21 protein-coding genes are annotated in these 22,926 nt (G+C 57.4%); 12 read left to right on the top strand and 9 right to left on the bottom strand.

What is annotated here, in order from left to right; all coding sequences use genetic code 11:
• Positions 1 to 48: 48 nt before the first annotated feature.
• The gene (locus AC2FIO_RS01125) at positions 49 to 657 is read left to right on the top strand and encodes a TetR family transcriptional regulator C-terminal domain-containing protein (RefSeq protein WP_496695129.1); all 609 of its coding nucleotides are present in this window, start codon (positions 49 to 51) and stop codon (positions 655 to 657) included.
• 30 nt (positions 658 to 687) lie between these two features.
• Here the strand turns inward: AC2FIO_RS01125 and AC2FIO_RS01120 are convergent, their stop codons facing one another.
• The 3 genes from AC2FIO_RS01120 to AC2FIO_RS01110 all read right to left on the bottom strand — a co-directional run bounded on the left by AC2FIO_RS01120 (position 688) and on the right by AC2FIO_RS01110 (position 3,942).
• Positions 688 to 2,118, bottom strand: coding sequence for an NAD-dependent succinate-semialdehyde dehydrogenase (locus tag AC2FIO_RS01120; RefSeq protein WP_496695128.1), 1,431 nt, complete (start codon positions 2,116 to 2,118; stop codon positions 688 to 690).
• A 103-nt stretch (positions 2,119 to 2,221) separates the two neighbouring features.
• Positions 2,222 to 3,166: a LysR substrate-binding domain-containing protein gene (locus tag AC2FIO_RS01115; RefSeq protein WP_282118668.1), complete on the bottom strand. Its 945-nt coding sequence runs from the start codon at positions 3,164 to 3,166 to the stop codon at positions 2,222 to 2,224.
• 2 nt (positions 3,167 to 3,168) lie between these two features.
• The gene (locus tag AC2FIO_RS01110) at positions 3,169 to 3,942 is read right to left on the bottom strand and encodes an aspartate dehydrogenase (protein WP_496695126.1); all 774 of its coding nucleotides are present in this window, start codon (positions 3,940 to 3,942) and stop codon (positions 3,169 to 3,171) included.
• Between the two features lie 158 nt (positions 3,943 to 4,100).
• On the opposite strand from AC2FIO_RS01110, the gene AC2FIO_RS01105 reads away from it, so the two are divergent.
• From AC2FIO_RS01105 to AC2FIO_RS01085, 5 genes are all read left to right on the top strand, one after another.
• A complete protein-coding gene (locus tag AC2FIO_RS01105; RefSeq protein WP_109312084.1) occupies positions 4,101 to 5,054 on the top strand; it encodes a dihydrodipicolinate synthase family protein in 954 nt (317 codons plus the stop codon).
• 95 nt (positions 5,055 to 5,149) lie between these two features.
• Positions 5,150 to 5,692 (top strand): 3-hydroxyanthranilate 3,4-dioxygenase, encoded by a 543-nt coding sequence (locus AC2FIO_RS01100; RefSeq protein WP_058273852.1) that lies wholly within the window; start codon positions 5,150 to 5,152, stop codon positions 5,690 to 5,692.
• A gap of 24 nt (positions 5,693 to 5,716) precedes the next feature.
• Positions 5,717 to 6,691, top strand: coding sequence for a TRAP transporter substrate-binding protein (locus AC2FIO_RS01095; RefSeq protein WP_058273853.1), 975 nt, complete (start codon positions 5,717 to 5,719; stop codon positions 6,689 to 6,691).
• A gap of 63 nt (positions 6,692 to 6,754) precedes the next feature.
• On the top strand, positions 6,755 to 7,288 hold the full coding sequence (locus tag AC2FIO_RS01090; RefSeq protein WP_282168508.1) for a TRAP transporter small permease: 534 nt from the start codon (positions 6,755 to 6,757) through the stop codon (positions 7,286 to 7,288).
• Positions 7,285 to 8,544 carry a TRAP transporter large permease gene (locus tag AC2FIO_RS01085; protein ID WP_496695123.1) on the top strand — a complete coding sequence of 420 codons (1,260 nt, stop codon included), beginning with the start codon at positions 7,285 to 7,287 and terminating at the stop codon, positions 8,542 to 8,544. Before AC2FIO_RS01090 ends, AC2FIO_RS01085 begins: the two co-directional genes overlap by 4 nt.
• Positions 8,545 to 8,647: 103 nt before the next feature.
• Here the strand turns inward: AC2FIO_RS01085 and preA are convergent, their stop codons facing one another.
• The 4 genes from preA to AC2FIO_RS01065 form a co-directional block, all read right to left on the bottom strand.
• Positions 8,648 to 9,952, bottom strand: coding sequence for an NAD-dependent dihydropyrimidine dehydrogenase subunit PreA (gene preA / locus AC2FIO_RS01080; protein WP_496695121.1), 1,305 nt, complete (start codon positions 9,950 to 9,952; stop codon positions 8,648 to 8,650).
• A gap of 18 nt (positions 9,953 to 9,970) precedes the next feature.
• A complete protein-coding gene (locus AC2FIO_RS01075) occupies positions 9,971 to 10,807 on the bottom strand; it encodes a methyltransferase domain-containing protein (RefSeq protein WP_496695119.1) in 837 nt (278 codons plus the stop codon).
• Between the two features lie 46 nt (positions 10,808 to 10,853).
• On the bottom strand, positions 10,854 to 12,188 hold the full coding sequence (locus tag AC2FIO_RS01070; protein ID WP_496695118.1) for an NAD(P)-dependent oxidoreductase: 1,335 nt from the start codon (positions 12,186 to 12,188) through the stop codon (positions 10,854 to 10,856).
• A 159-nt stretch (positions 12,189 to 12,347) separates the two neighbouring features.
• Positions 12,348 to 12,980 carry a cupin domain-containing protein gene (locus AC2FIO_RS01065; protein WP_496695117.1) on the bottom strand — a complete coding sequence of 211 codons (633 nt, stop codon included), beginning with the start codon at positions 12,978 to 12,980 and terminating at the stop codon, positions 12,348 to 12,350.
• A gap of 167 nt (positions 12,981 to 13,147) precedes the next feature.
• Between AC2FIO_RS01065 and AC2FIO_RS01060 the strand changes: the two genes are divergently transcribed.
• The 3 genes from AC2FIO_RS01060 to AC2FIO_RS01050 all read left to right on the top strand — a co-directional run bounded on the left by AC2FIO_RS01060 (position 13,148) and on the right by AC2FIO_RS01050 (position 16,222).
• Complete coding sequence (locus AC2FIO_RS01060; RefSeq protein WP_058274247.1) at positions 13,148 to 14,143, top strand: GT-B fold glycosyltransferase domain-containing protein; 996 nt, start codon at positions 13,148 to 13,150, stop codon at positions 14,141 to 14,143.
• Between the two features lie 72 nt (positions 14,144 to 14,215).
• Positions 14,216 to 15,508 (top strand): O-acetylhomoserine aminocarboxypropyltransferase/cysteine synthase family protein, encoded by a 1,293-nt coding sequence (locus AC2FIO_RS01055; protein ID WP_282150981.1) that lies wholly within the window; start codon positions 14,216 to 14,218, stop codon positions 15,506 to 15,508.
• 3 nt (positions 15,509 to 15,511) lie between these two features.
• Positions 15,512 to 16,222 carry a GNAT family N-acetyltransferase gene (locus AC2FIO_RS01050; RefSeq protein WP_496695115.1) on the top strand — a complete coding sequence of 237 codons (711 nt, stop codon included), beginning with the start codon at positions 15,512 to 15,514 and terminating at the stop codon, positions 16,220 to 16,222.
• Between the two features lie 2 nt (positions 16,223 to 16,224).
• Here the strand turns inward: AC2FIO_RS01050 and AC2FIO_RS01045 are convergent, their stop codons facing one another.
• Positions 16,225 to 16,920, bottom strand: coding sequence for an SIMPL domain-containing protein (locus AC2FIO_RS01045; protein ID WP_496695113.1), 696 nt, complete (start codon positions 16,918 to 16,920; stop codon positions 16,225 to 16,227).
• 164 nt (positions 16,921 to 17,084) lie between these two features.
• Between AC2FIO_RS01045 and AC2FIO_RS01040 the strand changes: the two genes are divergently transcribed.
• A complete protein-coding gene (locus tag AC2FIO_RS01040) occupies positions 17,085 to 19,241 on the top strand; it encodes a hypothetical protein (protein WP_496695111.1) in 2,157 nt (718 codons plus the stop codon).
• Between the two features lie 66 nt (positions 19,242 to 19,307).
• Here the strand turns inward: AC2FIO_RS01040 and hppD are convergent, their stop codons facing one another.
• Positions 19,308 to 20,405 (bottom strand): 4-hydroxyphenylpyruvate dioxygenase, encoded by a 1,098-nt coding sequence (hppD, locus tag AC2FIO_RS01035; protein ID WP_496695109.1) that lies wholly within the window; start codon positions 20,403 to 20,405, stop codon positions 19,308 to 19,310.
• A gap of 146 nt (positions 20,406 to 20,551) precedes the next feature.
• Between hppD and AC2FIO_RS01030 the strand changes: the two genes are divergently transcribed.
• Both AC2FIO_RS01030 and AC2FIO_RS01025 read left to right on the top strand, forming a co-directional pair.
• Positions 20,552 to 21,007 (top strand): Lrp/AsnC family transcriptional regulator, encoded by a 456-nt coding sequence (locus AC2FIO_RS01030; RefSeq protein ID WP_472723556.1) that lies wholly within the window; start codon positions 20,552 to 20,554, stop codon positions 21,005 to 21,007.
• A 19-nt stretch (positions 21,008 to 21,026) separates the two neighbouring features.
• Positions 21,027 to 22,907, top strand: coding sequence for a monovalent cation:proton antiporter-2 (CPA2) family protein (locus tag AC2FIO_RS01025; RefSeq protein WP_496695107.1), 1,881 nt, complete (start codon positions 21,027 to 21,029; stop codon positions 22,905 to 22,907).
• Positions 22,908 to 22,926 lie beyond the last annotated feature (19 nt).

Below are 22,926 nucleotides of genomic sequence, written 5' to 3'. Positions count from 1 at the left end.
TCGGCATATTTGGTGCCCGCTTGGCGGAAAAAGAGACAGTCAGGAAACATGCCCAAAGACCGCGCCCCGACCCGAATTCAGAAAAAGAACCGCGCCGCGATTCTCGAAGCCGCACTGAACGTGTTTTCGGCGCATGGTTTCCGTGGGGCGACCGTAGATCAAATCGCCACCGAGGCCGGGCTGAGCAAACCAAACCTGTTGTATTATTTCCCGTCGAAAGAGGCGATCCACACAGCCCTGCTGTCAGGCCTGCTAAAGGTCTGGCTTGCCCCACTGCATGATCTGGACGCGGATGGCGACCCGATGGAAGAAATCCTCGCCTATATCCGCCGCAAGCTGGAAATGAGCCGGGACCTGCCGCGCGAAAGTCGCCTATTTGCAAACGAGCTGGTTCAGGGCGCTCCGCGTATCCACGAATCTCTGTCGCACGACCTTAAATCTCTGGTGGATGAGAAAACGGCAATACTCACACAGTGGATGGATCAGGGCAAAATCGCGCGCCTGCACCCCTATCACCTGATTTTCTCAATCTGGGCACTGACACAACATTACGCGGATTTCGACGTTCAGGTTCGCGCAATTCTGGGCGACGAAGACCCGTTTGAGGGAGCCGAGCCTTTTATCGATACGCTCTACCGAAAACTTCTGACGCCGTAGAAGAACCGCTTTTGTCGTCGGTCCCGACTCTCAGGTAATATTGGCGGAATGCCATACGTTTTTCACGACCATGTAATTGTCGAGGCCCTCGGTGCCGCCTTCACGACCGTAACCGCTGGATTTCACCCCGCCAAAGGGGGTTTCGGGCATAGACGCCTCCAGCGTGTTGATCGACAGGTTACCAACCTCGACCTCGTCAATCAGTCGATCGATGTAGTCCGCACGATTTGTAAACGCGTATCCGGCCAGCCCAAAAGGAACCGAGTTTGCCTTATCGATGGCGTCATCCAGTGAGGATACCGGATTGATCACGGCCACCGGACCAAACGGCTCCTCCTGCATGATCCGGGCGTTGTCGGGCACGTTCATCAGAACGGTGGGCTGGAAGAAATAGCCCTTTTCACCATGTCTGGCCCCACCCGTGGCAACGGTCGCACCCTTCGCACGGGCATCTTCCACCAATTCTGTCAACGCGGGCACCCGGCGGTGATTGGCCAAAGGGCCCATTTCTACATATGGCTCCATGCCATCGCCGACTACTGTAGCCACAGCGCGCTCAACAAAGGTTTGGGCGTAATCTTCAAAGATGCTTTCATGCGCAAAGAACCGGGTGGGCGATGTACAGACCTGCCCGGCATTGCGCATTTTTCGAACGGCGCTGGAAACGCCAGCGGTCTGCACGTCGGTATCTTCGCAGACAATAACAGGCGCGTGACCGCCCAGCTCCATGAGAACCGATGTCATGTGTTGCGATGCCAAAGTGGTCAGGTGCCGCCCCACTGCCGTTGAGCCGGTGAAAGCCACGAGCCTGACCGGATCCTGCGGGATCAGATGGCCGGAAATCTCCGCCGGCTCTCCGAACACCAGGTTCAGGACGCCTGCAGGAAGACCGGCATCTTCAAAGGCTTTTGCAATATGTATTGCCCCCGCTGGCGTTTCCTCGGCCGCTTTCAGGATGATCGAGCAGCCCGAGGCCAGCGCGCCAGCGATTTTGCGTGCTGGTTGGCTCATCGGGAAGTTCCAGGGTGAAAAGGCCGCGACGACACCGATAGGCTGGTGATGAACGGAGAACTTGTGACCCGGAGCCGCAGGGATGACCCGCCCATAGGTCCGCATCGCCTCACCCGCGTCCCATTCAAAGAACTCTGCCCCTCGGATAACCTCAAGCCTGGCCTGCTTCAGCGGCTTGCCGTGTTCCATGGTGATAGCATTGGCAATCTCTTCCTGACGTTCCCGCATCAGCGCAGCAGCGCGCAGGATTGTGTCGGAACGTTCGCGCGGTGAGGTGCGGCTCCATACGCGAAACCCTCGGACTGCGGCCTCCAGAGCGTCATCCAGATCCTGCTTCGACGCGCAGGGAAGACGCCCGATTTCGCCCTCGGTCGCGGGATTCACGACCGGTATGTCCCGGTTGGCTGTGCGCCACTTGCCCGCGATGAACAGCTTAAGCTCAGGATACATGAAACCGGTGCCTCCGACTTTGACTATTTCAAATCACGCAATGGCTGGCATTACTTCAAGTGAATTGGGTGAATACTGATATCAATTTGACGAATACCTGACCTCATTTCTGTTTCACCGCCTGATGCAGCGCCGATTTAAAGGCCCGGCCAGCGGGGGAAAGATCATCATCCGCCCGGAATGAGACACCAATCGGCCCCTGCCCAAATGGGACATCCCAATCCAATGGCGACAGGTAGCCGTGGGCGATGTCCTGCGACACGACCTCGGCCGGCATAAGCCCGATCAGATCGCGTGACTGCAGTAGAGCGCGATTGGTCAGGTAGGACACGGATTCGATCGTCACGGGCGGAACGTATTGCTGCTGGCCAACAAAGAAATGATCCAGCTGACGCCGCAATGTGGTTTCCAGCGGTGGGACGATCCAGCCAAAGGGTTTGGTCTGAGCGAAGGAAACATCCGGGCGACCCGCAAGAGGATGCTGATTGCCGACAATCGCCAGAATGCGGTCTTCAAACAGCTTTTCCTGCCTGATCTTGTCACGGTGCCTATGGGAAGGAAGCCGCCCGACTACCATGTCGATTTCGCCCGAAAGCAATCTCGGCATCAGCACTTCATTCGTACCTTCATTGATCTTGATCGCCACATTCGGACGGTCGACCAGAAGGATTTCAATGGCCGCCGGCAGCAGGCTGGTCGAGGCCGCCAACAAAGTGCCCACCACCACGCGGCCTGCATTGCCTTCGTTCAGGTCATCCAGTTCCTGCGCAGCGTTCGAGACCTGGGCAAAGATTAGCTTGCCGTGACGTATCAAAGTTTCTCCGAACACGGTCGGAATCACACCCCGATTGGTCCGGCTAAACAGCTTGACCTCAAAATCCAGCTCAAGATCCTGAATCATCTTGGTTGCTGCGGGTTGCGAGATGCCCAGTTCGCGTGCGGCGTTCTGGATGTTACCGTGCGCTCCCACCGCTACCAGCAAACGCAGTTGGCGTAGCTTCAGCCGGGTCAGGGCGCGGTCGACGATACGTGAATGACGTCCTACCATGGTCACAGTACAATTGGCTTTGAAAGCTGCTCGAGCTTGGCCACCACACTCATCGCGGCCAAGGCCGAGCTGCGTGGATTGTCCGGCAGGGAATTGCCGCTTATCCGGAAATGGAACTGCCCGAATTCCCCTTCGGCCTCGACCTCATGAATGTTTTGCGCAATCGACGGATCAGCGATGAGTTTTACCTGCGTCTCATCAAATCCAATCCCAGCCAAGGCTACGGCTGCCGCAACGTTTGCGTTTTTGGGATAGGCCAACGCCGCCTCTCGGGCGGTCCCAGTGAAGTGCGTTTCAACCTGTGTCAGCCCCTCAAGATCCAGCCTGTCCTCTGCGGCAGAGCCTTTCCAACCTAGCGGCGGCTTGCGCCCGACATAGATAACCTTGTCTAATTTGCCGGTCGCCGCAGCGCTCAGGCAATCAAGGGCTCCGATTGCGCCGCTGGCCAGGTGCAGCTTCGCCTGCCCATCGCTGGCCGCGCTTTCCATCGCGTTTGCAATCGTTTGATCCGCCAATGCACCGACGGACACCGTGATCATGTCCGTACCCTGCCCCAGAACCTGAGGGCCATAGGCCGCCAGTGCCTGATGGCCGGCGCATTCGATCACTAGGTCCGCCTCTGCGATGAGCTCTGGCACCGAACCCACAAACAGGTTCGGGTTTTGTGAAATGCTGCCTGGTCGCACCAGAACCGCATGTACCATATGGCCTCGCGCCTGAACCGCGCCCATGACATGTTGCGCAATCGCGCCTTTACCGATCAATCCTATTTTCATGTGGCAAACCTAAACCAGCGCCAAAGAATTCTAAATTGGTATTCTTTGGGTATTCTAATTTCAGATACCCAGTTCCCGGCTTTCGCATTGGATCAAGTGGGGTGATCAGGCTTTGATGGCGACGCCAGAATTGCGCGTTAATCGGAAGGCCCGTTAAAATGAACTACTCCAAGCGCGACGCCAAAGCCTATGCGCGCGAGAACATGACCGGCATCTGGGCCGCAGCCCTGAACCCCTTCAACGATGATTTGTCACTGGATGAGGCCGGGCTGCGGTCAAACATTCGCCACTGGATTGACGATCTGGATATCCAGGGACTGTTCGTGGCAGGCAAGCAGGGCGAGTTCTTTTCGATGAGCCTTGATGAGCGCAAGCGCAACTTTGAGATTGCGGTTGACGAATGCGCGGGCAAAGCCGGTGTGATTGTCTCGGTCTCGGATCAGAACATGGACACGGCGCTGGAACTGGCCCGCCATGCGCAGAATTGTGGGGCCGATTACATCGTCTTGCATGCCCCTGTTCTAAGCTTTGTTCAGGATCGTGGAGAGGTTTTGTACCAGTACTACAAACGGTTCTGCGATGAGCTGGATATCGGGATCGCGATGTGGAGCCACCCGGACAGCGGATACCTGATGCAGCCTGAAGAATGCGCACGGATTGCTGATTTGCCTAACATCGTGGCCATCAAATACTCCGTCCCGCGTGAGATGTATGTGAAACTGACGCATATGGTGGGCGACAAAATTCATGTCTCGACATCGGCTGAACATGAATGGCTGGACAATATTCTGGAACTGGATTGGAAACTGTATCTGTGTTCGTCGCCGCCTTACCAATTACAGACCAAGAATGATCAGCGCATGAACGAATACACGCGGCTGGCGTTTGCCGGCAAAGCAGATGAGGCGCGCAAGGTGTTTGACAGCCTGAACCCGGTGCGGGACGCGATGAAGCGAACCAAACCTGCAGGCAAACCCACCGCTTTTGGAAAATACTGGCAAGAGCTGCTGGGACAGGTCGGAGGGCGTGTGCGACCCCCAATGCTGGAACTGACCGAGGCGGAAAAAGAGATCATCCGCAAAGGGTTCGCGGAATGCGGCCTGAAGCCATAGCCACATCGATATAAGCAAATCGGATATCTAGATGCGGATAATTTCTTTGCGGTTATGAAAAAACCGGCCAAACTTCTACTAACAGGGAGTGGGACATGTCGAAGTTAAGTGCATTCAACTTTCAGAAATGGATCGACGAACACCGTCACCTGCTTAAACCACCTGTCGGCAATCAACAGGTGTGGGAGGATGCCGACCTGATGGTCACCGTCGTCGGCGGGCCGAACAAGCGAACCGACTATCACGACGATCCAGTTGAAGAGTTCTTCTATCAGCTAGAAGGCGACATGGTGCTGAAGCTGTATGACGGAGAGGAATTCTATGACGTTCCGATCCGCGAAGGTGAGATCTTCTTGCTGCCGCCGCATGTGCGCCATTCACCACAAAGACCGCAGGAAGGCTCAATCGGATTGGTGATCGAACCCAAACGGCAAACAGGCGAGCTGGACGCGATCGAATGGTATTGCTTTGAATGCGGCACCCGCGTTCATCGGGCCGAGATGCAATTGCAGTCTATCGTCAAGGACTTGCCGCCGGTCTACGAAAAATTCTATTCATCAGAAGAAGACCGAACATGCCCGAACTGCCAGACCGTGCATCCGGGAAAAGAGCCGCCAGAGGGCTGGGTCACACTCTGAGATGAACAAACAACAGGGAAGAACATGAAACATTTTGCTAAGATCGCCGCTTCGGCTGCAGCGCTTGCTGTGACATCGCTAGCTGCCCATGCAGATGAATTCCGTCTGGGCCTGATCACGCCACCTCCGCATATCTGGACCAAGGCGGCCGAGTCCTTTGGGGCCGAGCTGAACGAAGCCAGCGGAGGTGCCCATACCGTATCTGTATTCCCTGCCCGTCAGTTGGGCAACGAGGCAGAGATGCTGCAACAATTACAGACTGGCGCGCTGGACATGGCGTTCATGACAGTGGCCGAAGTATCAAACCGCGCGCCAGAGTTGGGGGCGTTTTATGCGCCGTATCTCGCGGATGATATCGGCCACGCGGGGCGCATCCTGCGTTCGGATACCGCAAAATCGATGCTGGAACCCCTGCCTGGTCAGGTTGGCGTTGTAGGCTTAGGTTACGGTATGGCCGGGCTGCGCCAGATCGTCAGCCGGGGCGATGTGTCTTCGGCAGAGGACCTGTCTGGTCTGAAACTGCGGATCACGCCGTTCACGCCGATTTTGGATTTCTACAACGCGGTCGGAGCTGCACCAACACCAATGCCGCTGCCTGCTGTCTATGACGCGCTGGCCAATGGGCAGGTCGATGCCATTGATATGGATGCAGAACTGATCTGGGTGCTGAAATACTATGATCACGCCGACACGATCGTTCAATCCGATCACATGATGTTCCCGATGGTCGGGCTGGTCTCGGCCAAAGTCTGGGCGGGACTGTCCGAGGAAGACCGTGCCATGATCGGTGAACTGATGGCCAAGCATGTCGACAGCACCATCGACGCCTATGTTGCTAACGAAGCGAAGTGGCTGGAACAGATCGAGGGAACCGGCAAGGCCTACAAGAAAGTCGATGCCTCATTCTTTGGCGATGCGATTGAGGAATGGAACGGCATCTGGTCTGAAAAAACCTCGTCCCTTGACGCGCTGCGCGAGACTGCGGCAGAAACCAAGTAAAGTTGAACGTTTCAAGGAAAGGGCGCAGGTCAATCCTGCGCCCTTTTTCATAGGGGATCGGCGATGTTATACCGGCTGTCTGCAGCGTGGGCGTGGGTTGAGTTATGGTGTGCCGCAGCACTGGCCGTTTGCGTCACCCTATTGATCTTGTTGAATGTCGTGACTCGCACGGCGGGTAACGCCCTGTTCTGGGTGGATGAATTGGCGATCTACGCCATGGTTTGGATGACATTCTTTGGCGCGTCAGCCGCGTTGCACCACCGCAATTCGGTCTCGATCACGATCCTTGCCGATCTGGTTCCACCTCATGTCCGGGCAATAATCCAAAAAGCAGTCGACATCGTTGTCTTCGCGTTTGCAATCGCGATGCTGTGGTTCTGCTGGCGGTGGTTTTTGCCACTGGATATCGCTCGTGCAGGGTTCGACGCCGTGGCGTTTCAAGGCAATACGTTCAACTTCATCTATGCCGAACCGACCTCAACCCTCGGGCTTCCGAAGTTTCTGTTTTGGCTTGTGATGTGGCTGTTTGCCTTGGGGGCAACTCTACATTCAACGATGCATCTTCTGACGCGTCCCGGACAAGGGTCACCGGCATGAGCCCGATTGTCTTTCTAGCAACCCTGCTGTTGTCGGTGCCCGTTGCCATCGTGTTGGCGATCACCGCAATCTGGTACATCTGGGAAAGCGGGAACACGGTTCTGTACGACAGTTTCGCGCAGAAAATGTTTGGCGGGTTGGAAAATTACGGCCTGCTGGCAATCCCGCTGTTCATGCTGACCGGAGAGCTGATGAATGAAGGCGGCATGACACGCCGCCTGGTCGCTTTGGCGCGCGTTTTCGTGGGCGGGTTTCGGGGTGGGCTGGCCTATATCAACCTGCTGGCGAACATGTTCATGGCCGCCATCATCGGCTCGGCCACCGCGCAGATCGCCGTGATGTCGCGTGCCATGGTCCCCGCGATGGAGGAAGAGGGTTATAGCAAGGGCTTCGCCGCTGCCACGACAGCAGCCGGGGGCCTGTTGGCACCGGTCATCCCGCCTTCAATGATGTTCGTTATCTTTGGCGTTTTGGCGCAGATTCCCATCGGCGACATGTTCATCGCCGGGATCATACCGGGGCTTCTTCTGGCCGGAGCCTTCGCGCTGGTAATCACGTTAATTGGTTGGGTTCAGCAATTCCCCAAGGGAGTCTGGATGTCCCGCAAAGATGCCGTACAAGCCCTGATCGCCGCCCTGCCCGCCATGCTGATCCCGGTTTCGATCATTGGCGGCATTCTGTTCGGCATTGCAACGCCAACGGAATCCGCCGCCATCGCCTCACTAATCGCATTTCTGGTCGGGTGGCTGATTTACGGAGATCTGAAGCCGCAACATCTGGGCGAGATGTTCAAGCGGACGGCCGCAAATGCGTCGATGATCCTGTTCATGATCGCGGCGGCCAGCGTTTTTGGGTGGGTGATCATTTACGAGGAAATACCACAGCAGCTGGCGGGGCTGATCACGTCGATCACATCTAATCCGTTCATGTTTTTACTGATCGTAAATGCCGCGCTTCTTTTGGTGGGGATGGTGATCGACGGGATCGCCGCCATCATCCTGATCACCCCTATTTTGTTGCCGATTGCCACTGGATCCTACGACATCAGCCCCTACCAGTTCGGAGTTGTCGTATGCCTGAACCTTGTTCTTGGCCTGCTTACGCCACCCGTCGGAATTGGCCTCTATATCGCCTCATCCATGAGCGGCACGACCCCCGGAGCAATTCTGAAATCGCTTTGGCCGTTCCTGATTGCGGTGGCCGCCGTCTTGATCCTGCTAAGCTATGTCCCAAGCTTGTCGACCTACTTGATCTAGCATAACAGTTGCCGTCACGCGGCTTTGAATGCCCCGTATGGGCCAGTCTGCATCTGGTAAGAGGCCCGCGCTTTCGGGCCCCTTCATGTTTTCAGTAACCGATTTACTCGGCAGCTTTGGCCATTGGATTGTTTGGATGCGTCGTCCAGTTGGCATAATCGCGCTGAACTTCCAGACCGGTCCGCGGATCGACCTCTCCGGCCGTCATTGGCACCATTGAGATGCAGCCGTCGACCGGGCAAACATCCACGCACAGATTACAGGCGACGCATTCGTCATCCATGACCTCGAACACCCGATCATCGGACATGGAAATGGCCTGGTGGCTGGTGTCTTCGCACGCGGCATAGCATCGACCGCATTTGATGCACTCGTCCTGATCGATCTTGGCCTTGGCCACGTAGTTCAAGTTCAAGTATTGCCAATCGGTCACGTTTGGAACCGCACGACCGACAATCTCAGACACGTTTGTGTACCCTTTTTCGTCCATCCACTTGGACAGACCAGCGGTCAGTTCGTCGATGATCTTAAAGCCGTAGGTCATAGCAGCCGTGCACACCTGAACGTTACCACAGCCCAGCGAAATGAACTCTGCCGCATCCCGCCATGTGGTCACGCCCCCAATGCCGGAAATCGGCAGGCCATGGGTGGCTTCGGCGCGCGCGATCTCGGACACCATCGACAGGGCAATTGGCTTGACCGCCGGGCCACAATACCCGCCGTGGCTGCCTTTTCCATCAATCGACGGTTCCGGGCTGAACGTGTCCAAATTGACGCTTGTGATTGAATTGATCGTGTTGATTAGTGACACTGCATCTGCGCCACCGTTTTTCGCCGCCTCAGCAGGCTTGCGGACATCGGTGATGTTTGGCGTCAGCTTCACGATCACGGGCCGGTCATAGTATTTCTTACACCAGCGGGTGACCATCTCGATATATTCCGGCACCTGCCCGACTGCTGCGCCCATTCCGCGTTCGCTCATCCCGTGCGGGCAGCCAAAGTTCAGTTCGATCCCATCCGCGCCGGTTTCTTCGACGCGCGGCAGGATGGCCTTCCAGGCCTCTTCTTCGCAGGGCACCATGATCGAGGCGATCAGCGCGCGATCCGGGTAATCGGCTTTGACCCGCGCCATTTCCTCGAGGTTCACCTCAAGCGGTCGGTCCGTGATCAGTTCGATGTTGTTCAGACCCAACAAGCGACGGTCCGCGCCATAGATCGCGCCGTAGCGCGGCCCGTTTACGTTTACGACCGGTGGCCCCTCGGACCCGAGCGTTTTCCAGACGACTCCGCCCCATCCGGCCTCGAAAGCGCGGCGCACGTTGTATTCCTTGTCCGTCGGCGGTGCCGAGGCCAGCCAGTAAGGATTGGGGCTGGAAATGCCCAGAAAGTTTGTTGTCAGATCGGCCATGGCTTCTCCCTTCCCGGCTCAGCCGGTTTTCTTGAATATCATTTCGGTCGGGCGAATGCGCCCGGCCTTGAGGTTCGTGACGTAGTTTTGAAACTTTTCGGGCGCCGTCTCGCCCATCATCAGGTGGATGCCCAAGGGCGGCGGGCCGCTTTCGTCGATGCGCGCGAAGACATCGTCGAAAAACTTCAGCGCGAACTCTGTGCGGTCGGTCTCGGCGGCCAGTTCCAGACCGGCGGCACCCGCGGCGTCCTTGTAGACCTGCGGCGCATGTACAAACGAGGTTTCGGACACCGTTGACCATGGCAGCGGGAAGGACAGCGGTTCGTCCACATCCCCGCCCATCACATCGAACAGGGCAAATGTCCCGCCCGTGGCCAGCGCGCGCGAAACTTCTACGAACAGCCCCGCCTTATCTTCGATGTTCATGCCCACATGCAACATGACGGCAAGATCAAACCCTGCATCCGGCACCGGCATGTCCAAAGCACTTCCGACGTGAAAACTGGCCTTGTCGGAATGCCCGACCAGATCGCTGAGAGCAGTAGCTGTTTCAACGAATTCTGGCGTCAGGTCGACCCCGGTCACGGTCGAGTCATAGCGATCCACGATGTACCGCGACGTCCCACCGATGCCGCAGCCGACATCCAGCACACGGGTCGCGTGGGTCGGTGACAATTGCGCAAACAGGTTGTCTGTCGCCAGAACGCCGCCGGTGTGGAACTCATCCCCCGCCTTCAGATCGGCCACAGTGGCCGCGTCCGGGTCAATCCCACCGGCCTCAAGCGCCGCGCGAACGCGGTCGGTCAAGGCTCCGGTGGTATAGTGTTGGGCAACGGCTTGTTCGATCTGGGACATGGGAATACCTCAGCAGCGAAAGGAATGGGGTGAATACCCCACCCTATCACGAAACCAGAGTTGCGTGGATGTCCATCGCGGCATCACGGCCCTCGGCCACTGCGGTCACGGTCAGGTCTTCGCCTCCCGCCGCACAGTCGCCCCCGGCCCAGACACCCGCCATTGAGGTCCGTCCAGCCCCTGTCACGGCGATCTTATTGCCGTCCAATTCCAGACCTTCCGGCGCGCCGTCCAGCTTTTGGCCAATGGCTTTGAGCACCTGATCTGCAGGCAAGCGGATCATTTCCCCGGTGCCGGTCAGTTGCCCATCGTGGCTGGTGGTATATTCCAACTCGATCTCGACCGCGGCCCCGTTCCCATGGATAGCCACAGGTTGCACATTGGTCATGATCTTGACGCCGTGCGAGGCTGCGAGGTCCTGTTCGTACCGGCTGGCCCCCATTGCGTCGCGTCCACGGCGATAGGCAATGGTGACATGTTCGGCACCCAACAGTTTCGACTTCACCGCAGCGTCCACTGCAGTCATGCCGCCGCCAATGACGACCACGTTGCGACCCACGGGCAAATCAACCAGATCAGAGGCCTGACGCACGTCCGAAATGAAATCCACAGCGAAGCGAACACCATTTTTTTCCGCCCCGTCGGCACGCAAGGCATTCACCCCGGCAAGACCAATAGACAGAAACACTGCATCATAGTTCTCGGCTAGCCCTTTCAGCGAGATCCCCTCGCCCAGAACTGAACCGGTCTCAATCGAGATTCCGCCGATTTTCAGCAGCCAGTCGACTTCGGCCTGAGCAAAATCGTTGGTCGATTTATACGCTGCGATCCCGTATTCGTTCAGCCCACCCGGTTTGGGGCGGCTTTCGTGGATCACCACGTCATGCCCAAACATGGCCAAGCGGTGCGCACAGGCCAGACCCGCAGGTCCTGCCCCGATTACGGCAACTGTTTTGCCGGTTGGTGCGGCCCGTTGGAACGGATGACTTCCGCCAACCATCACACTGTCTGTTGCATAGCGCTGAAGACGACCGATTTCGACCGGTGAACCTTCGGCGGTTTCGCGCACGCAGACTTCTTCGCACAGCGTTTCAGTCGGGCAAACGCGGGCGCACATGCCGCCCAGAATGTTCTGTGCCAAAATGGTCTCACCCGCCGCTTCGGGCTGACCAGCCTGAATCTGGCGCATGAACAGCGGAATGTCGATGTCTGTCGGACAGGCTGTGACGCATGGTGCGTCGTAACAAAAATAGCACCGATCCGCTGCCACGGCGGCCTCATGAGGGGCCAGTGGCGGATGCAAATCCGTGAAATTCGAGGTCAGCTCATCGCTGGACAGCCGCCCGGAGACAATGCCGGGGGCAATCTGGCCCTGTGCCATCACTCTACTCCCTGTAGATATGTTTGTTGTGGCCTCAGCTTGCCACAAAGTAATTTTTTATCAAATGGTAAAATTTGCCAATTGGTCAAAAAATGAAAAAACCGGACCAATCGACCCGGTTTTCCTTTGTTTCTGCCTGTTTTTCTTGCAGCGAACGTATCAGACCATCTGAGCCAAATGCCCTGTTTTCGTCCAAACACGCGCTCCCGAAGCACCCGCCACGGCGGTAGATCGCGCGCCCGGAGGCAACCTCAGCCAGTCCCAGGTCGTGAAATCCTCGTCAGATTCCCTCAGCGAGCCTTCGATCACAAACAGCTCCGTTCCGTGCGAAGCGTCCAGATCCAACGCCTCGCCCGCCGCAAGATTGAACACGCGGACATCTTCATGCGCGTCTTTGAACAGTTGAGTATTCCCCTGACCATTGATCGAGCGGCGTACCTCTGTCCGATCATCCGGGTCAAACTGATGCAGCTTCACTAAGATCGTCGCCCCCTCTTTAGCCGAAGGTGTGTGCGACGAGGTCGGAGGGTTTCTCACATAACTGCCAACCGGAAAATCACCGGTTTCGTCCTGAAAAACGCCGTCCAGAACCAGATACTCTTCGCCCCCGTCATGGGTGTGGGCCGAAAACGCGCTGCCCGGAGCAAAACGTACGATTGTCGTTGCGCGGGCAACCTCCTCGCCGATGCGATCCAGCATCTTGCGTTCGACACCGGCGGCGGGGGACGCGATCCATTCATTCTGGTCGAAATGAACTGCAACACGTTTGGTGAAATCTGCGTTGATCCTCATGGGGGCACTCCTGAACGGGGACGTGTCCCTAACATGGGATTGCGCCGACATTTTTCAAATTGCACGCATCGCATCTGGTTTTGACGGGCGCGCCTGCATACTGTACGTCCGACAAGAAACCCGAGCAGCGCCGGACCACGGCACCCACAAGTACTGAAAGTCACCGGATGCAGGCCAGCGCCCCGAAATTCAACATCGTTATCATCGGGCAAAACAACCGTCTGCAATACGAAGCCCTTTTGTTTGCCGCCTCGCTGCGGCACAGCAGCCCTGATTTTTCCGGTCGACTGTTCGTGGCTGTTCCACAACCCGGTCCACGCTGGCCGCAGGACCCTACCATCCAGAACGAGGATTTGCTGAAAGCACTCCGTCAGCTGGATGCCGAGATCTTGCCGTTCGAAAACAAAATATTCGGCGCCAGCTACCCTTATGGCAACAAGATCGAAGCTTTGCTGGCCATGCCCGAGGGTGAGCCCTTTGTGTTTTTCGACAGTGACACACTGATCACCGGCGATCTGACCAGCGTCCCCTTCGACTTTGACCGCCCCGGCGCATCGCTAAGGGTCGAAGGAACCTGGCCCAAACCAACCTTGTATGGTCCTGGACTGGATGGGATCTGGAAGGCGCTTTATCAAAGGTTCGGACTGGATTTCGACAGCTCGCTGGATACCAGCCAACCTGTGGATTACTGGCGGCGCTATCTGTACTTCAATGCCGGGTTTTTCTTTCATTCCTGCCCTCACACCTTCGGAAAGCGCTTTCTGGACTATGCCCGCACGATCCGCGACGGCGAAATCTCCGAGATGGCTGGACAGAATTTTGACCCATGGCTGGATCAGGCTGCACTGCCGCTAGTGATCCATTCGTTCGACGGCGGTCGCGATGCCCTGCCTGCGGGCCTTCTGGACGGATCGGTCAGCTGCCATTACCGCCTGTTCCCCCTACTCTACGCCCGTGAAAGCGATCACGCTGTCGAGGTGCTGGAAACCGTGGTTGCGCCAAACCGGGTCAAGAAAGTCCTCAAGGGGTACGACCCGATCAAGAAGCTGGTGCTGCAACGGAAGGGTCACAAAATCAGGGACATGTTCGACCGCGAGAACCTTCCCAAACGCGAGCAGGTTATTCGCAACACGATACGCAAGAATGGTCTTTGGATGCGCTGACAGGAATGTTGTCTGCGCGCGCCCAATCGCCTAGAGATTCAGCAACGCACTTTCCAACAGGAGATTTCCAAGATGTCTGACGGCCCCACCTACGGTTTTGATACGCTTCAAATTCACGCGGGCGCGCGGCCCGATCCCGCAACTGGCGCGCGTCAGACACCGATCTATCAGACGACAGCCTATGTGTTCCGCGACGCGGATCACGCGGCTGCCCTGTTCAACCTGCAAGAGGTGGGTTTCATCTATTCCCGCCTGACCAACCCCACCGTGGCCGTTCTGCAGGAACGTGTCGCCACGCTGGAAGGCGGCGTCGGCGCGGTTTGCTGCTCGTCAGGTCACGCGGCGCAAATCATGGCGCTGTTCCCGCTGATGGGTCCGGGCTGCAACGTGGTCGCCTCGACGCGCCTCTATGGCGGCACGGTCACGCAGTTCAGCCAGACCATCAAACGCTTTGGCTGGTCTGCCAAGTTTGTCGACACCGACGATCTGGACGCCGTGAAAGACGCAATCGACGAAAACACCCGTGCGGTGTTCTGCGAATCCATTGCCAACCCCGGCGGCTATGTCACCGACATCCGCGCTCTGGCGGATGTGTCCGATGCCGCGGGCATTCCGCTGATCGTCGACAACACCTCGGCCACGCCTTACCTGTGCCGCCCGATCGAACACGGCGCGACGCTGGTCGTGCACTCGACCACCAAATACCTGACCGGCAACGGCACTGTCACCGGCGGCTGCATCGTGGATTCGGGCAAATTCGACTGGTCGGCAAATGATAAGTTCCCCTCTCTCAGTGAGCCGGAGCAGGCGTATCACGGCCTTAAATTCCATGAGACGTTTGGCCCGTTGGCCTTCACCTTCCACGGCATCGCCATTGGCCTGCGTGATCTGGGCATGACCATGAACCCGCAGGCGGCGCATTACACGCTGATGGGAATCGAGACCCTGTCCCTGCGGATGGAGCGTCACGTCGAAAACGCACAAAAAATCGCCGCATGGCTCGAGGCGGATGACCGCGTGGAATACGTCACTTATGCCGGGCTGCCGTCTTCGCCCTACAGTGACAGGGTCAAAGCGCACTACAAGAAGGGCGCGGGTGCCCTTTTCACCTTCGCGGTCAAAGGCGGCTATGACGCCTGTATCAAGCTGGTCAACGCGCTTGAGATTTTCAGCCACGTAGCAAACCTGGGCGATGCACGGTCGCTAATCATTCACTCGGCTTCGACCACGCACCGGCAGCTGACCCCAGAACAGCAAGAGGCCGCAGGCGCTGGCCCCGGCGTTGTGCGGGTGTCCATTGGTATCGAAGACGCAGATGACCTGATCGCCGATCTTGATCAGGCGCTGGCCAAAGCGTCGGCCTAATCCATGAGCGGGCACAACACCAATGATCTGGGCCAACCCATCGGATTGCCGGTAACGGGCGATTTCCCTCGCCCGACACCACCTTACACGCCGATGGAGGGCCGATATTGTTCCGTTGTCCCGCTTGATGTGAATAGGCATGCACCTGGGTTATTCCGGGCGTTTGCCAACGACACGGATGGCCACAACTGGACCTACCTTCCCTATGGGCCGTTCGACGGCGAGCGCGAGTTTGAGGACTGGACCCGTGAGACCTGCATGGACTCCGATCCGATGTTCCACACGGTACTGGACAGCAACGAAACGCCGGTGGGTATGGCTTCATTTCTGCGGATTGACCCGGCGGCGGGTGCGATCGAGGTGGGACACATCCACTTCTCACCCTTGTTGCAGCGTAGCCCGCAATCGACCGAGACTATGTTCTTGATGATGCGGCGCGTGTTCGATGAGTTGGGCTATCGCCGTTACGAATGGAAGTGCGACGCGCTGAACGCGCCGTCCTGTCGCGCGGCCGAGCGTTTGGGCTTTACCTTTGAAGGTATTTTCCGACAGGCCACCCATTACAAAGGTCGCAACCGGGATACGGCGTGGTATTCCATCCTCGACAGCGAATGGCCCCGCATCCGCAGCGCCTTTGAGGATTGGCTCTCGCCGGACAACTTTGACCAGACGGGCCAACAAAGGCAACTTTTGAAGGCCCGCGCAAGCGTCTGAGGTTACTCAGAGATTTCGAATTCCATTGTGACGGTGACCGAAACGGTCACCTCGCCACCTGCGACCGGTACACCACCTGCATCCGCAGCGCTGAATTCCCGCATCATGGCCACGGGGCGCGCGCCACCGACCTGTTCGCTGATCTCTTGAACTGGTCCGAGTGTCACGTTAGCTGCCTGTGCCAACTGCTCGGCCTTGGCGGTCGCTTCGGCTACGGCGTTTGCGCGCGCCTGCGCTTGCAGCGGTTTCGGATCCTGTACGCCAAAGCTTAGCCCGCCAAAGTCATTGGCCCCGTCCTGGATGACTGCGTCCATGATTGTACCAAGCTGTGTCAGGTCACGCACGCGCACCACCACTCGGTTCGAGGCGACAAATCCCGAAATTTCGGGCCGGTCGCCGCTTGCGCTGTTACGATTGTTCCAGACCGGCGACAAAGACACGTCGCGGGTCTGCACATCACGCGTTTCGATGCCAAGCTCCTGCAACCGGCTCAGGACCTGAGACACCGATTCCGAAGTGGCCTTCATCGCGTTCGAGGCCTGCGCGTCTTCATTGGTCACGCCCAGAGTAATAGTCGCCATATCAGGCGCGGCCTGCACGGTTCCCGCCGCGTCAACGGTGATGCGACGTTCTTCCGCATGGGTCATGCCCGCAATTGACATCGTCAGAACTGCAGCTAGAAAAGCGATTTTATTCAAGGTCTTCCCTCCAATTTTCTTTCTCCCAACATGGGGTGGCGAGGGTCTGCCGAACAAGGGGAAAGACCGGCTTTTTCTTTCCCTCGGCGGGATCCTGCTTTAATGTCACTCTGCGGACGAATGATCGTTTGCACAGATGCTGACAACTATGGTTTTTCCGGATTATGAAACCCGCCTTTGCGCTGTCTTTTTCTTCGACCGGAATATCCTTGCACCACCATTCGGATGGTGACTGGTTCTGCGTTGGCGAGGTTGCTCTGGATGCGCCCAACCTGAATACGCAGATCATCGCATTGCGGGATCAGGGCTTTGCCCTTGAAAACGACCTGAACTGCAAGCTGGTGATACCAGCGGATCAGGTGCGGTTTTTGTCCGTATCAACAGAGGGCCTAAGCCCCGAGGAAAGCGCTGAAAAAGTGCGAACGGAACTGACCGAGGCAACTCCCTATGCGCTGGATGAGCTCGCCTTTGATACCGCAATCGTCGGTCCGACAACCCATATTGCTGCTGTCGCCAGGCAAACCCTGGATGAGGCCCGGACATTTGCCGCCGAGCACGGGTTTGTTCCAGTCCAGTACTCAACCCCGATCGAGGGTCAGGAATACCCGGCTGAACCTCGGTTCGAAATCGATACCCCAGACACGGTCATTGCTGCCGAACCGTTCGAGGTTGAGGATTCTGCCAAAACTGATGAAGGACCTATCGCAGATACGATTGCAGATTCCGAGACCCCGACAGAGTTTCCTTCAGCCCCCGACACGACCGGCGCATTAGAAACGGTTGAGGTAGAAGAATCCGCAAAAGAAAATGAAGCTGCTGCCGATCGGACGATCGCTGAAACCGAGGACCAAACGGAGTTTCCTTCCGCGCCCGATGCGACCGCAGCAGAGGAACCTGCTGAGGGTGAAGAACCTGCCAACGAAGATGATGGCCCTACCATTCACGCGATCGCTGATACTGAGACCCCGACGGAATTTCGTTCGGCGCCCAACGCGAATATTGCTGGCAAAACGAAAGCCACACCCCCGATCAACCGCTACGCCGTTCCAGCCGCGGCGGCCGCTCTCGTTGCCGGTATTGCTCTGACCGTGTGGTCGTTGACTGGATCTGACGACACCGAATCCTCAGTGGCTGAGGCGGTTTCGATTGAAGAAACTGTGCCAAACCTCGCATCTGACGAGCAGTTCGCCGAGACACAGGAGGTTGACGGCGATCCGGAGCTTGAATTCGAACCCGAGGCGGTCACAACCGCGCCAGAGGAAGAGCCGCAAACCGAACCTGTTGAAGAAACCGCCGCTGATCTCAGCGCGACCGATGCTGCAATCCTCGAAGCGCTGAACGTGGCACCGACCCCGGTCGAACCGGTGGGACAAGAGCCTGCACCAGCGGAAATCTCGTCACAAGCAGGCATCGAGATCTTCGCCCCCGAACCTTTGCCTGAACCGGTCCTGGAGTCGCCAGAGGAACTGTATCTGGCATCCCTGGACAGCACTGATTTGTCGCAGGACGCAGTGGCGCTGCCTCCCGTCAGTAGCTTTGAAACTGACCTGCCGTTTGAACAAAACGCCCTGCCCGCTCAGGCCGGAGTCCAGTTTGATCTGGACGAACGCGGCCTCGTCACGCCTTCAGCCGAAGGGACCCTGAATCCCGACGGGGTGATCGTTTACCTTGGCCGGCCCGCCAAGGTTCCCCCGGCAGTTCCGGTTCGGTTTGAACAAGAGCCAATTGAGGAAGATCCTACAGCCCGCTTGGCGCAGAAACGCCCGAATCCTCGCCCGGCTAATTTGCTGGAAAGCTTTGAACGGCAACAACTTGGTGGACGCACACGCGAAGAACTGGCGATTCTGCGTCCTAAACTGCGGCCTAAGTCCCTGCAAAGTAGCCCCCGGATTGACGAAACGCCAACGGCATTGGCAGTCGTTCGCGTTCCGCGCCCCAAAACGCGACCAGCCGGACTTGCCCGCCCGGCCAGCACAAACACAAGCACCGCCAATCTCGGGTCAACTGCTGCGGTCGATCAAAGCTCGGACGAAGCTGGTTCCTTCCAACCTAAGGCCGTGGCACCGAAAATCCCGTCGACCGCCTCGGTGGCACGGCAGGCGACCATCGACAATGCGCTCAACTTGCGCAAGCTGAACCTGATTGGGGTTTATGGGTCCCCGGCCAACCGGCGCGCGCTGGTTCGGCTGCCCAGCGGTCGGTACAAAAAACTGAAAGTCGGAGACAGGCTGGACGGCGGCAATGTTATCGCCATTGGCGACAGCGAATTGCGATACCAAAAGCGCGGAAGAAACCTGACGTTGAAAATGCCGCGAAGCTGACGGCTCAAAAAACAAAGGCGGTCGAGAGATATCCCCGACCGCCCTTTGGTGACTCAACTTAAGCCGTTAAGCAGCTGAAATTTCACCACTTTCGATCTGTTCGCGTTCGATGGATTCGAACAGGGCCTTAAAGTTCCCTTCGCCAAACCCATCGTCGCCTTTGCGTTGAATGAACTCGAAAAAGATCGGACCGATCACGGTTTTCGAGAAGATTTGCAGCAAGATCCGGGTCTCGCCACCGTCCAGCACACCCTCGCCGTCAATCAGGATGCCGTGCTTGATCATCCGGTCCAGAGGTTCATCATGATCCACGACACGTTCCTTGGACATGTCGTAATAGGCCTGGTTCGGACCCGGCATGAACTTCAGGCCCTTTTCCGCAATCGCATCGGTCGAGGCGTAAATATCTTCACTACCCACCGCGATATGCTGAATACCCTCACCTTTATACTTCTTGAGATATGATACGATCTGCCCGGTTTCGCCCCGGTCTTCGTTGATCGGAATACGGATACGACCACAGGGCGATGTCAGCGCACGGCTAAACAGGCCAGTGAATTTACCCTGAATGTCAAAAAAGCGGATTTCGCGGAAGTTAAACAGGCTCTCGTAGAATTTGAACCACTTGTCCATGTTGCCCTTGTAGACGTTGTGCGTCAGGTGATCGAGGTAATAGAACCCATCGCCGCGCGGTTTGGACTGTTTGTCCCAGGTGAATTCCTGATTGTAAGGCGATGTTTCATAATACTGATCGATGAAATAGATCAGCGAACCGCCAATACCCTTGATCGCTGGGGCATCCATGGTCTTGTCCGCCGCGTCATAGGGCTCGGCCCCTTTTGACACCGCGTGTTCATAGGCTTTCTGCGCGTCCACGACACGCCATCCCATGGCAGGGGCGCAGGGGCCGTGTTCGGCCACGAACTTAGCGGCAAAGCTCTCCGGGTCGGCATTCAGGATGTAGGTCACGTCCCCCTGCTGCCACAGCTCAACCATAGGCTTGTCCGTGTGGTGTCCGACCAACTCGAACCCCATTTTGGCGAAAAGGTCGCGCAGTTCCTGCGGCTCGGGGTGGGCGAATTCGACAAATTCAAACCCATCGGTTCCGGCTGGATTTTCAGGGCTGATGACAGATTTCGGGGCGTTGTGCGGGAAAGGACCCATGGCGCGTCTCCGTAAAAACAGGAATTTCTTTGCTGATTCCAAAATACGCCTTACCAAGCGCTGTTTCTGCGCATAGTTTTCGTGTAAACTATAAACATATGCGTAAATCACGCGTGAACACGGGTAAATTTGGAGAAACTCCGCATATGCTGGATTCCGCTGATACGCGACTGTTGTCCGCCCTGCAAAAGGACGCGCATCTGACCGCGCATCAATTGGGTGAAATGCTGAACCTGTCACCAAGCCAGGCCGGGCGCCGCCGTCAGCGGCTTGAGGCCGAAGGCTATATCACCGGATATGCGGCACGACTGGATCCCCTAAAACTTGGCCTGCAGGTCCAAGGGTTCATTCAGGTGCATTTGGGCACACATGGCCCGGAACAATCCGCGAGTTTTGCCCGCATGGTCGACACCCGCCCCGAAATCACCAGCGCCTGGACGATGACCGGAGAGGCAGATTACCTGCTGCACGTCTATTGCGACGATCTTTCCGCGCTCAACCGCTTGCTTCACCAGGTGATACTGCCGCATCCTGCAGTGGCACGGGTGCACAGCCAGATCGTGATGGACCAACTTAAACGCGACGCGCCATTGCCCACCTGACCGGACCGAGAGGACAAACATGGACGATTTCCTTTACCAGGCTTCAATCTATCTGGCTGCCGCCGTGATAGCAGTGCCCTTGTCGGCACGTCTGGGGTTGGGTTCAGTTCTTGGTTATCTGGCCGCTGGCATTGTCATTGGCCCTGTCTTCGGGCTTGTGGGGGCCGAGACCGAAAGCCTGCAGCACGTGGCCGAATTCGGTGTGGTCATGATGCTGTTTCTGATCGGGCTCGAGCTTGAGCCGCGCGCCTTGTGGGACATGCGCGACAGGCTTCTGGGACTAGGCGGCCTGCAAGTCCTGTTGTCGACCGCAGTCATCGCTGCAGTTGCCATGTATGCAAATCACCCCTGGTCGGTCGCACTAGCCGTCGGGTTAACCTTATCTCTGTCATCCACAGCGATTGTGCTGCAAACGTTGTCGGAAAAGGGGTTGATGCAGACAAATGGAGGTCGGGCGACGTTTTCGGTCCTTCTGACGCAGGACATCGCGGTCATTCCCATTTTGGCGATGCTGCCTCTTTTGGCGTTGCCTGCAATGCCTCATATCGAAAGCGACGGCTCAATCGACCGCGGCGCGGATGCGCTCCATGAGGCCGGACATCATAGCTTGTCACTTGTCGAGGGCCTGCCCGGCTGGGCTGTTACGCTGGTCACCATCGGCGCGGTTGCCTTCGTCATTCTGGCTGGCATCTACCTAACGCGTCCACTGTTCAGGTTCATCCACGCCACCAGGCTGCGCGAAATGTACACGGCGCTGGCGCTGATGATCGTCGTGGGCATTTCCTTCCTGATGACACTAGTAGGACTCTCCCCTGCTCTGGGCGCGTTTCTGGCGGGTGTAGTTCTGGCAAGCTCAGAATTCCGGCACGAAATGGAAAGCGACCTTGAACCGTTCAAGGGGCTTTTCCTGGGGCTGTTCTTTATCACGGTCGGCGCCGGGATTGACGTTGGCTATTTCTTCAACGACCCACTGGACCTGATCGGTCTGGCACTACTGGTCATACTGGCTAAAGGGATCATCCTGTATCTGGTCGGTCGCGCGTTCCGGCTGCGCGGTCGGGATCACTGGTTGTTCACATTGGGTTTGGCGCAGGCAGGCGAATTCGGCTTTGTGCTGTTGGCCTTTTCAACGCAGCAAAACGTCATCCCACCCGATTTATCACAAAAACTGTTGATGATTATTGCCCTTACAATGCTGATCACTCCGCTGCTGTTCATCATCTTCGATCTGCTGTCGCGCCGTATGGGTGATGGGGCCCCCGAGGCCGAGCCCGATGAGATCGACGAAAAAGGCCCGGTCATCATCGCCGGAATTGGGCGTTTTGGTCAGATCGTGAACCGGTTGGTCCGCGCGAGCGGGTTCAAGACCGTCGTACTGGACCATGATATCGAGACAATCCAGTTGATGCGACGGTTCGGCGTCAAGGGGTTTTTGGGTGACCCCACGCGGCCAGAACTGCTGCGTGCCGCCGGGCTTGAAAAAGCTTCTGTTCTGGTCGCCGCGATGGATGACCCCAAGCAAGTCACACGTTTGGTCGGCTTTGCCCGGCGTCAACGCCCGGATTTGCACATTGTGGCCCGCGCCCGTGATCGTACCCATGTCTACCAATTGTATCAGGCCGGAGCGAATGACATTGTCCGCGAGATGTTCGACGGATCACTACGGGCAGGTCGCTATGTCCTGGAAAACGTAGGTCTGAGCGAATACGAGGCGGCTCAGGCCGAGCAGACGTTCTACCACCACGACCGCGCCTCTGTGCGTGATCTGGCAGAGCTGTGGATTCCCGGAATGCCAACCGCTGATAACAAAAAGTACATCGAGCGGGCGCGGCAGCTTGAAAAAGACCTGGAAACCGAGCTGCTGGAACTGGCCGAGAAACACGCAAAGAAATCAGCCTGACCCGGCCCTGCCGGATCAG

The sequence above is a fragment of the Ruegeria sp. CDSB086 genome (assembly GCF_059611065.1).
The sequence above is the reverse complement of the archived record's forward strand: the minus strand, read 5'-3'. Positions and strand labels throughout refer to the sequence as shown.

Bases quoted from the DNA above. Each gene is read 5' to 3' on its own strand.
- AC2FIO_RS01055 (WP_282150981.1), top strand. From the start codon at position 14,216: ATGTCTGACGGCCCCACCTACGGTTTTGATACGCTTCAAATTCACGCG.
- AC2FIO_RS01110 (WP_496695126.1), bottom strand. From the start codon at position 3,942: ATGAAAATAGGATTGATCGGTAAAGGCGCGATTGCGCAACATGTCATG.
- AC2FIO_RS01115 (WP_282118668.1), bottom strand. From the start codon at position 3,166: ATGGTAGGACGTCATTCACGTATCGTCGACCGCGCCCTGACCCGGCTG.
- AC2FIO_RS01085 (WP_496695123.1), top strand. From the start codon at position 7,285: ATGAGCCCGATTGTCTTTCTAGCAACCCTGCTGTTGTCGGTGCCCGTT.
- AC2FIO_RS01050 (WP_496695115.1), top strand. From the start codon at position 15,512: ATGAGCGGGCACAACACCAATGATCTGGGCCAACCCATCGGATTGCCG.
- AC2FIO_RS01100 (WP_058273852.1), top strand. From the start codon at position 5,150: ATGTCGAAGTTAAGTGCATTCAACTTTCAGAAATGGATCGACGAACAC.
- AC2FIO_RS01090 (WP_282168508.1), top strand. From the start codon at position 6,755: ATGTTATACCGGCTGTCTGCAGCGTGGGCGTGGGTTGAGTTATGGTGT.
- preA (WP_496695121.1), bottom strand. From the start codon at position 9,952: ATGGCCGATCTGACAACAAACTTTCTGGGCATTTCCAGCCCCAATCCT.
- AC2FIO_RS01120 (WP_496695128.1), bottom strand. From the start codon at position 2,118: ATGTATCCTGAGCTTAAGCTGTTCATCGCGGGCAAGTGGCGCACAGCC.
- AC2FIO_RS01105 (WP_109312084.1), top strand. From the start codon at position 4,101: ATGAACTACTCCAAGCGCGACGCCAAAGCCTATGCGCGCGAGAACATG.
- AC2FIO_RS01025 (WP_496695107.1), top strand. From the start codon at position 21,027: ATGGACGATTTCCTTTACCAGGCTTCAATCTATCTGGCTGCCGCCGTG.
- AC2FIO_RS01040 (WP_496695111.1), top strand. From the start codon at position 17,085: ATGAAACCCGCCTTTGCGCTGTCTTTTTCTTCGACCGGAATATCCTTG.
- hppD (WP_496695109.1), bottom strand. From the start codon at position 20,405: ATGGGTCCTTTCCCGCACAACGCCCCGAAATCTGTCATCAGCCCTGAA.
- AC2FIO_RS01125 (WP_496695129.1), top strand. From the start codon at position 49: ATGCCCAAAGACCGCGCCCCGACCCGAATTCAGAAAAAGAACCGCGCC.
- AC2FIO_RS01075 (WP_496695119.1), bottom strand. From the start codon at position 10,807: ATGTCCCAGATCGAACAAGCCGTTGCCCAACACTATACCACCGGAGCC.
- AC2FIO_RS01065 (WP_496695117.1), bottom strand. From the start codon at position 12,980: ATGAGGATCAACGCAGATTTCACCAAACGTGTTGCAGTTCATTTCGAC.
- AC2FIO_RS01070 (WP_496695118.1), bottom strand. From the start codon at position 12,188: ATGGCACAGGGCCAGATTGCCCCCGGCATTGTCTCCGGGCGGCTGTCC.
- AC2FIO_RS01030 (WP_472723556.1), top strand. From the start codon at position 20,552: ATGCTGGATTCCGCTGATACGCGACTGTTGTCCGCCCTGCAAAAGGAC.
- AC2FIO_RS01095 (WP_058273853.1), top strand. From the start codon at position 5,717: ATGAAACATTTTGCTAAGATCGCCGCTTCGGCTGCAGCGCTTGCTGTG.
- AC2FIO_RS01060 (WP_058274247.1), top strand. From the start codon at position 13,148: ATGCAGGCCAGCGCCCCGAAATTCAACATCGTTATCATCGGGCAAAAC.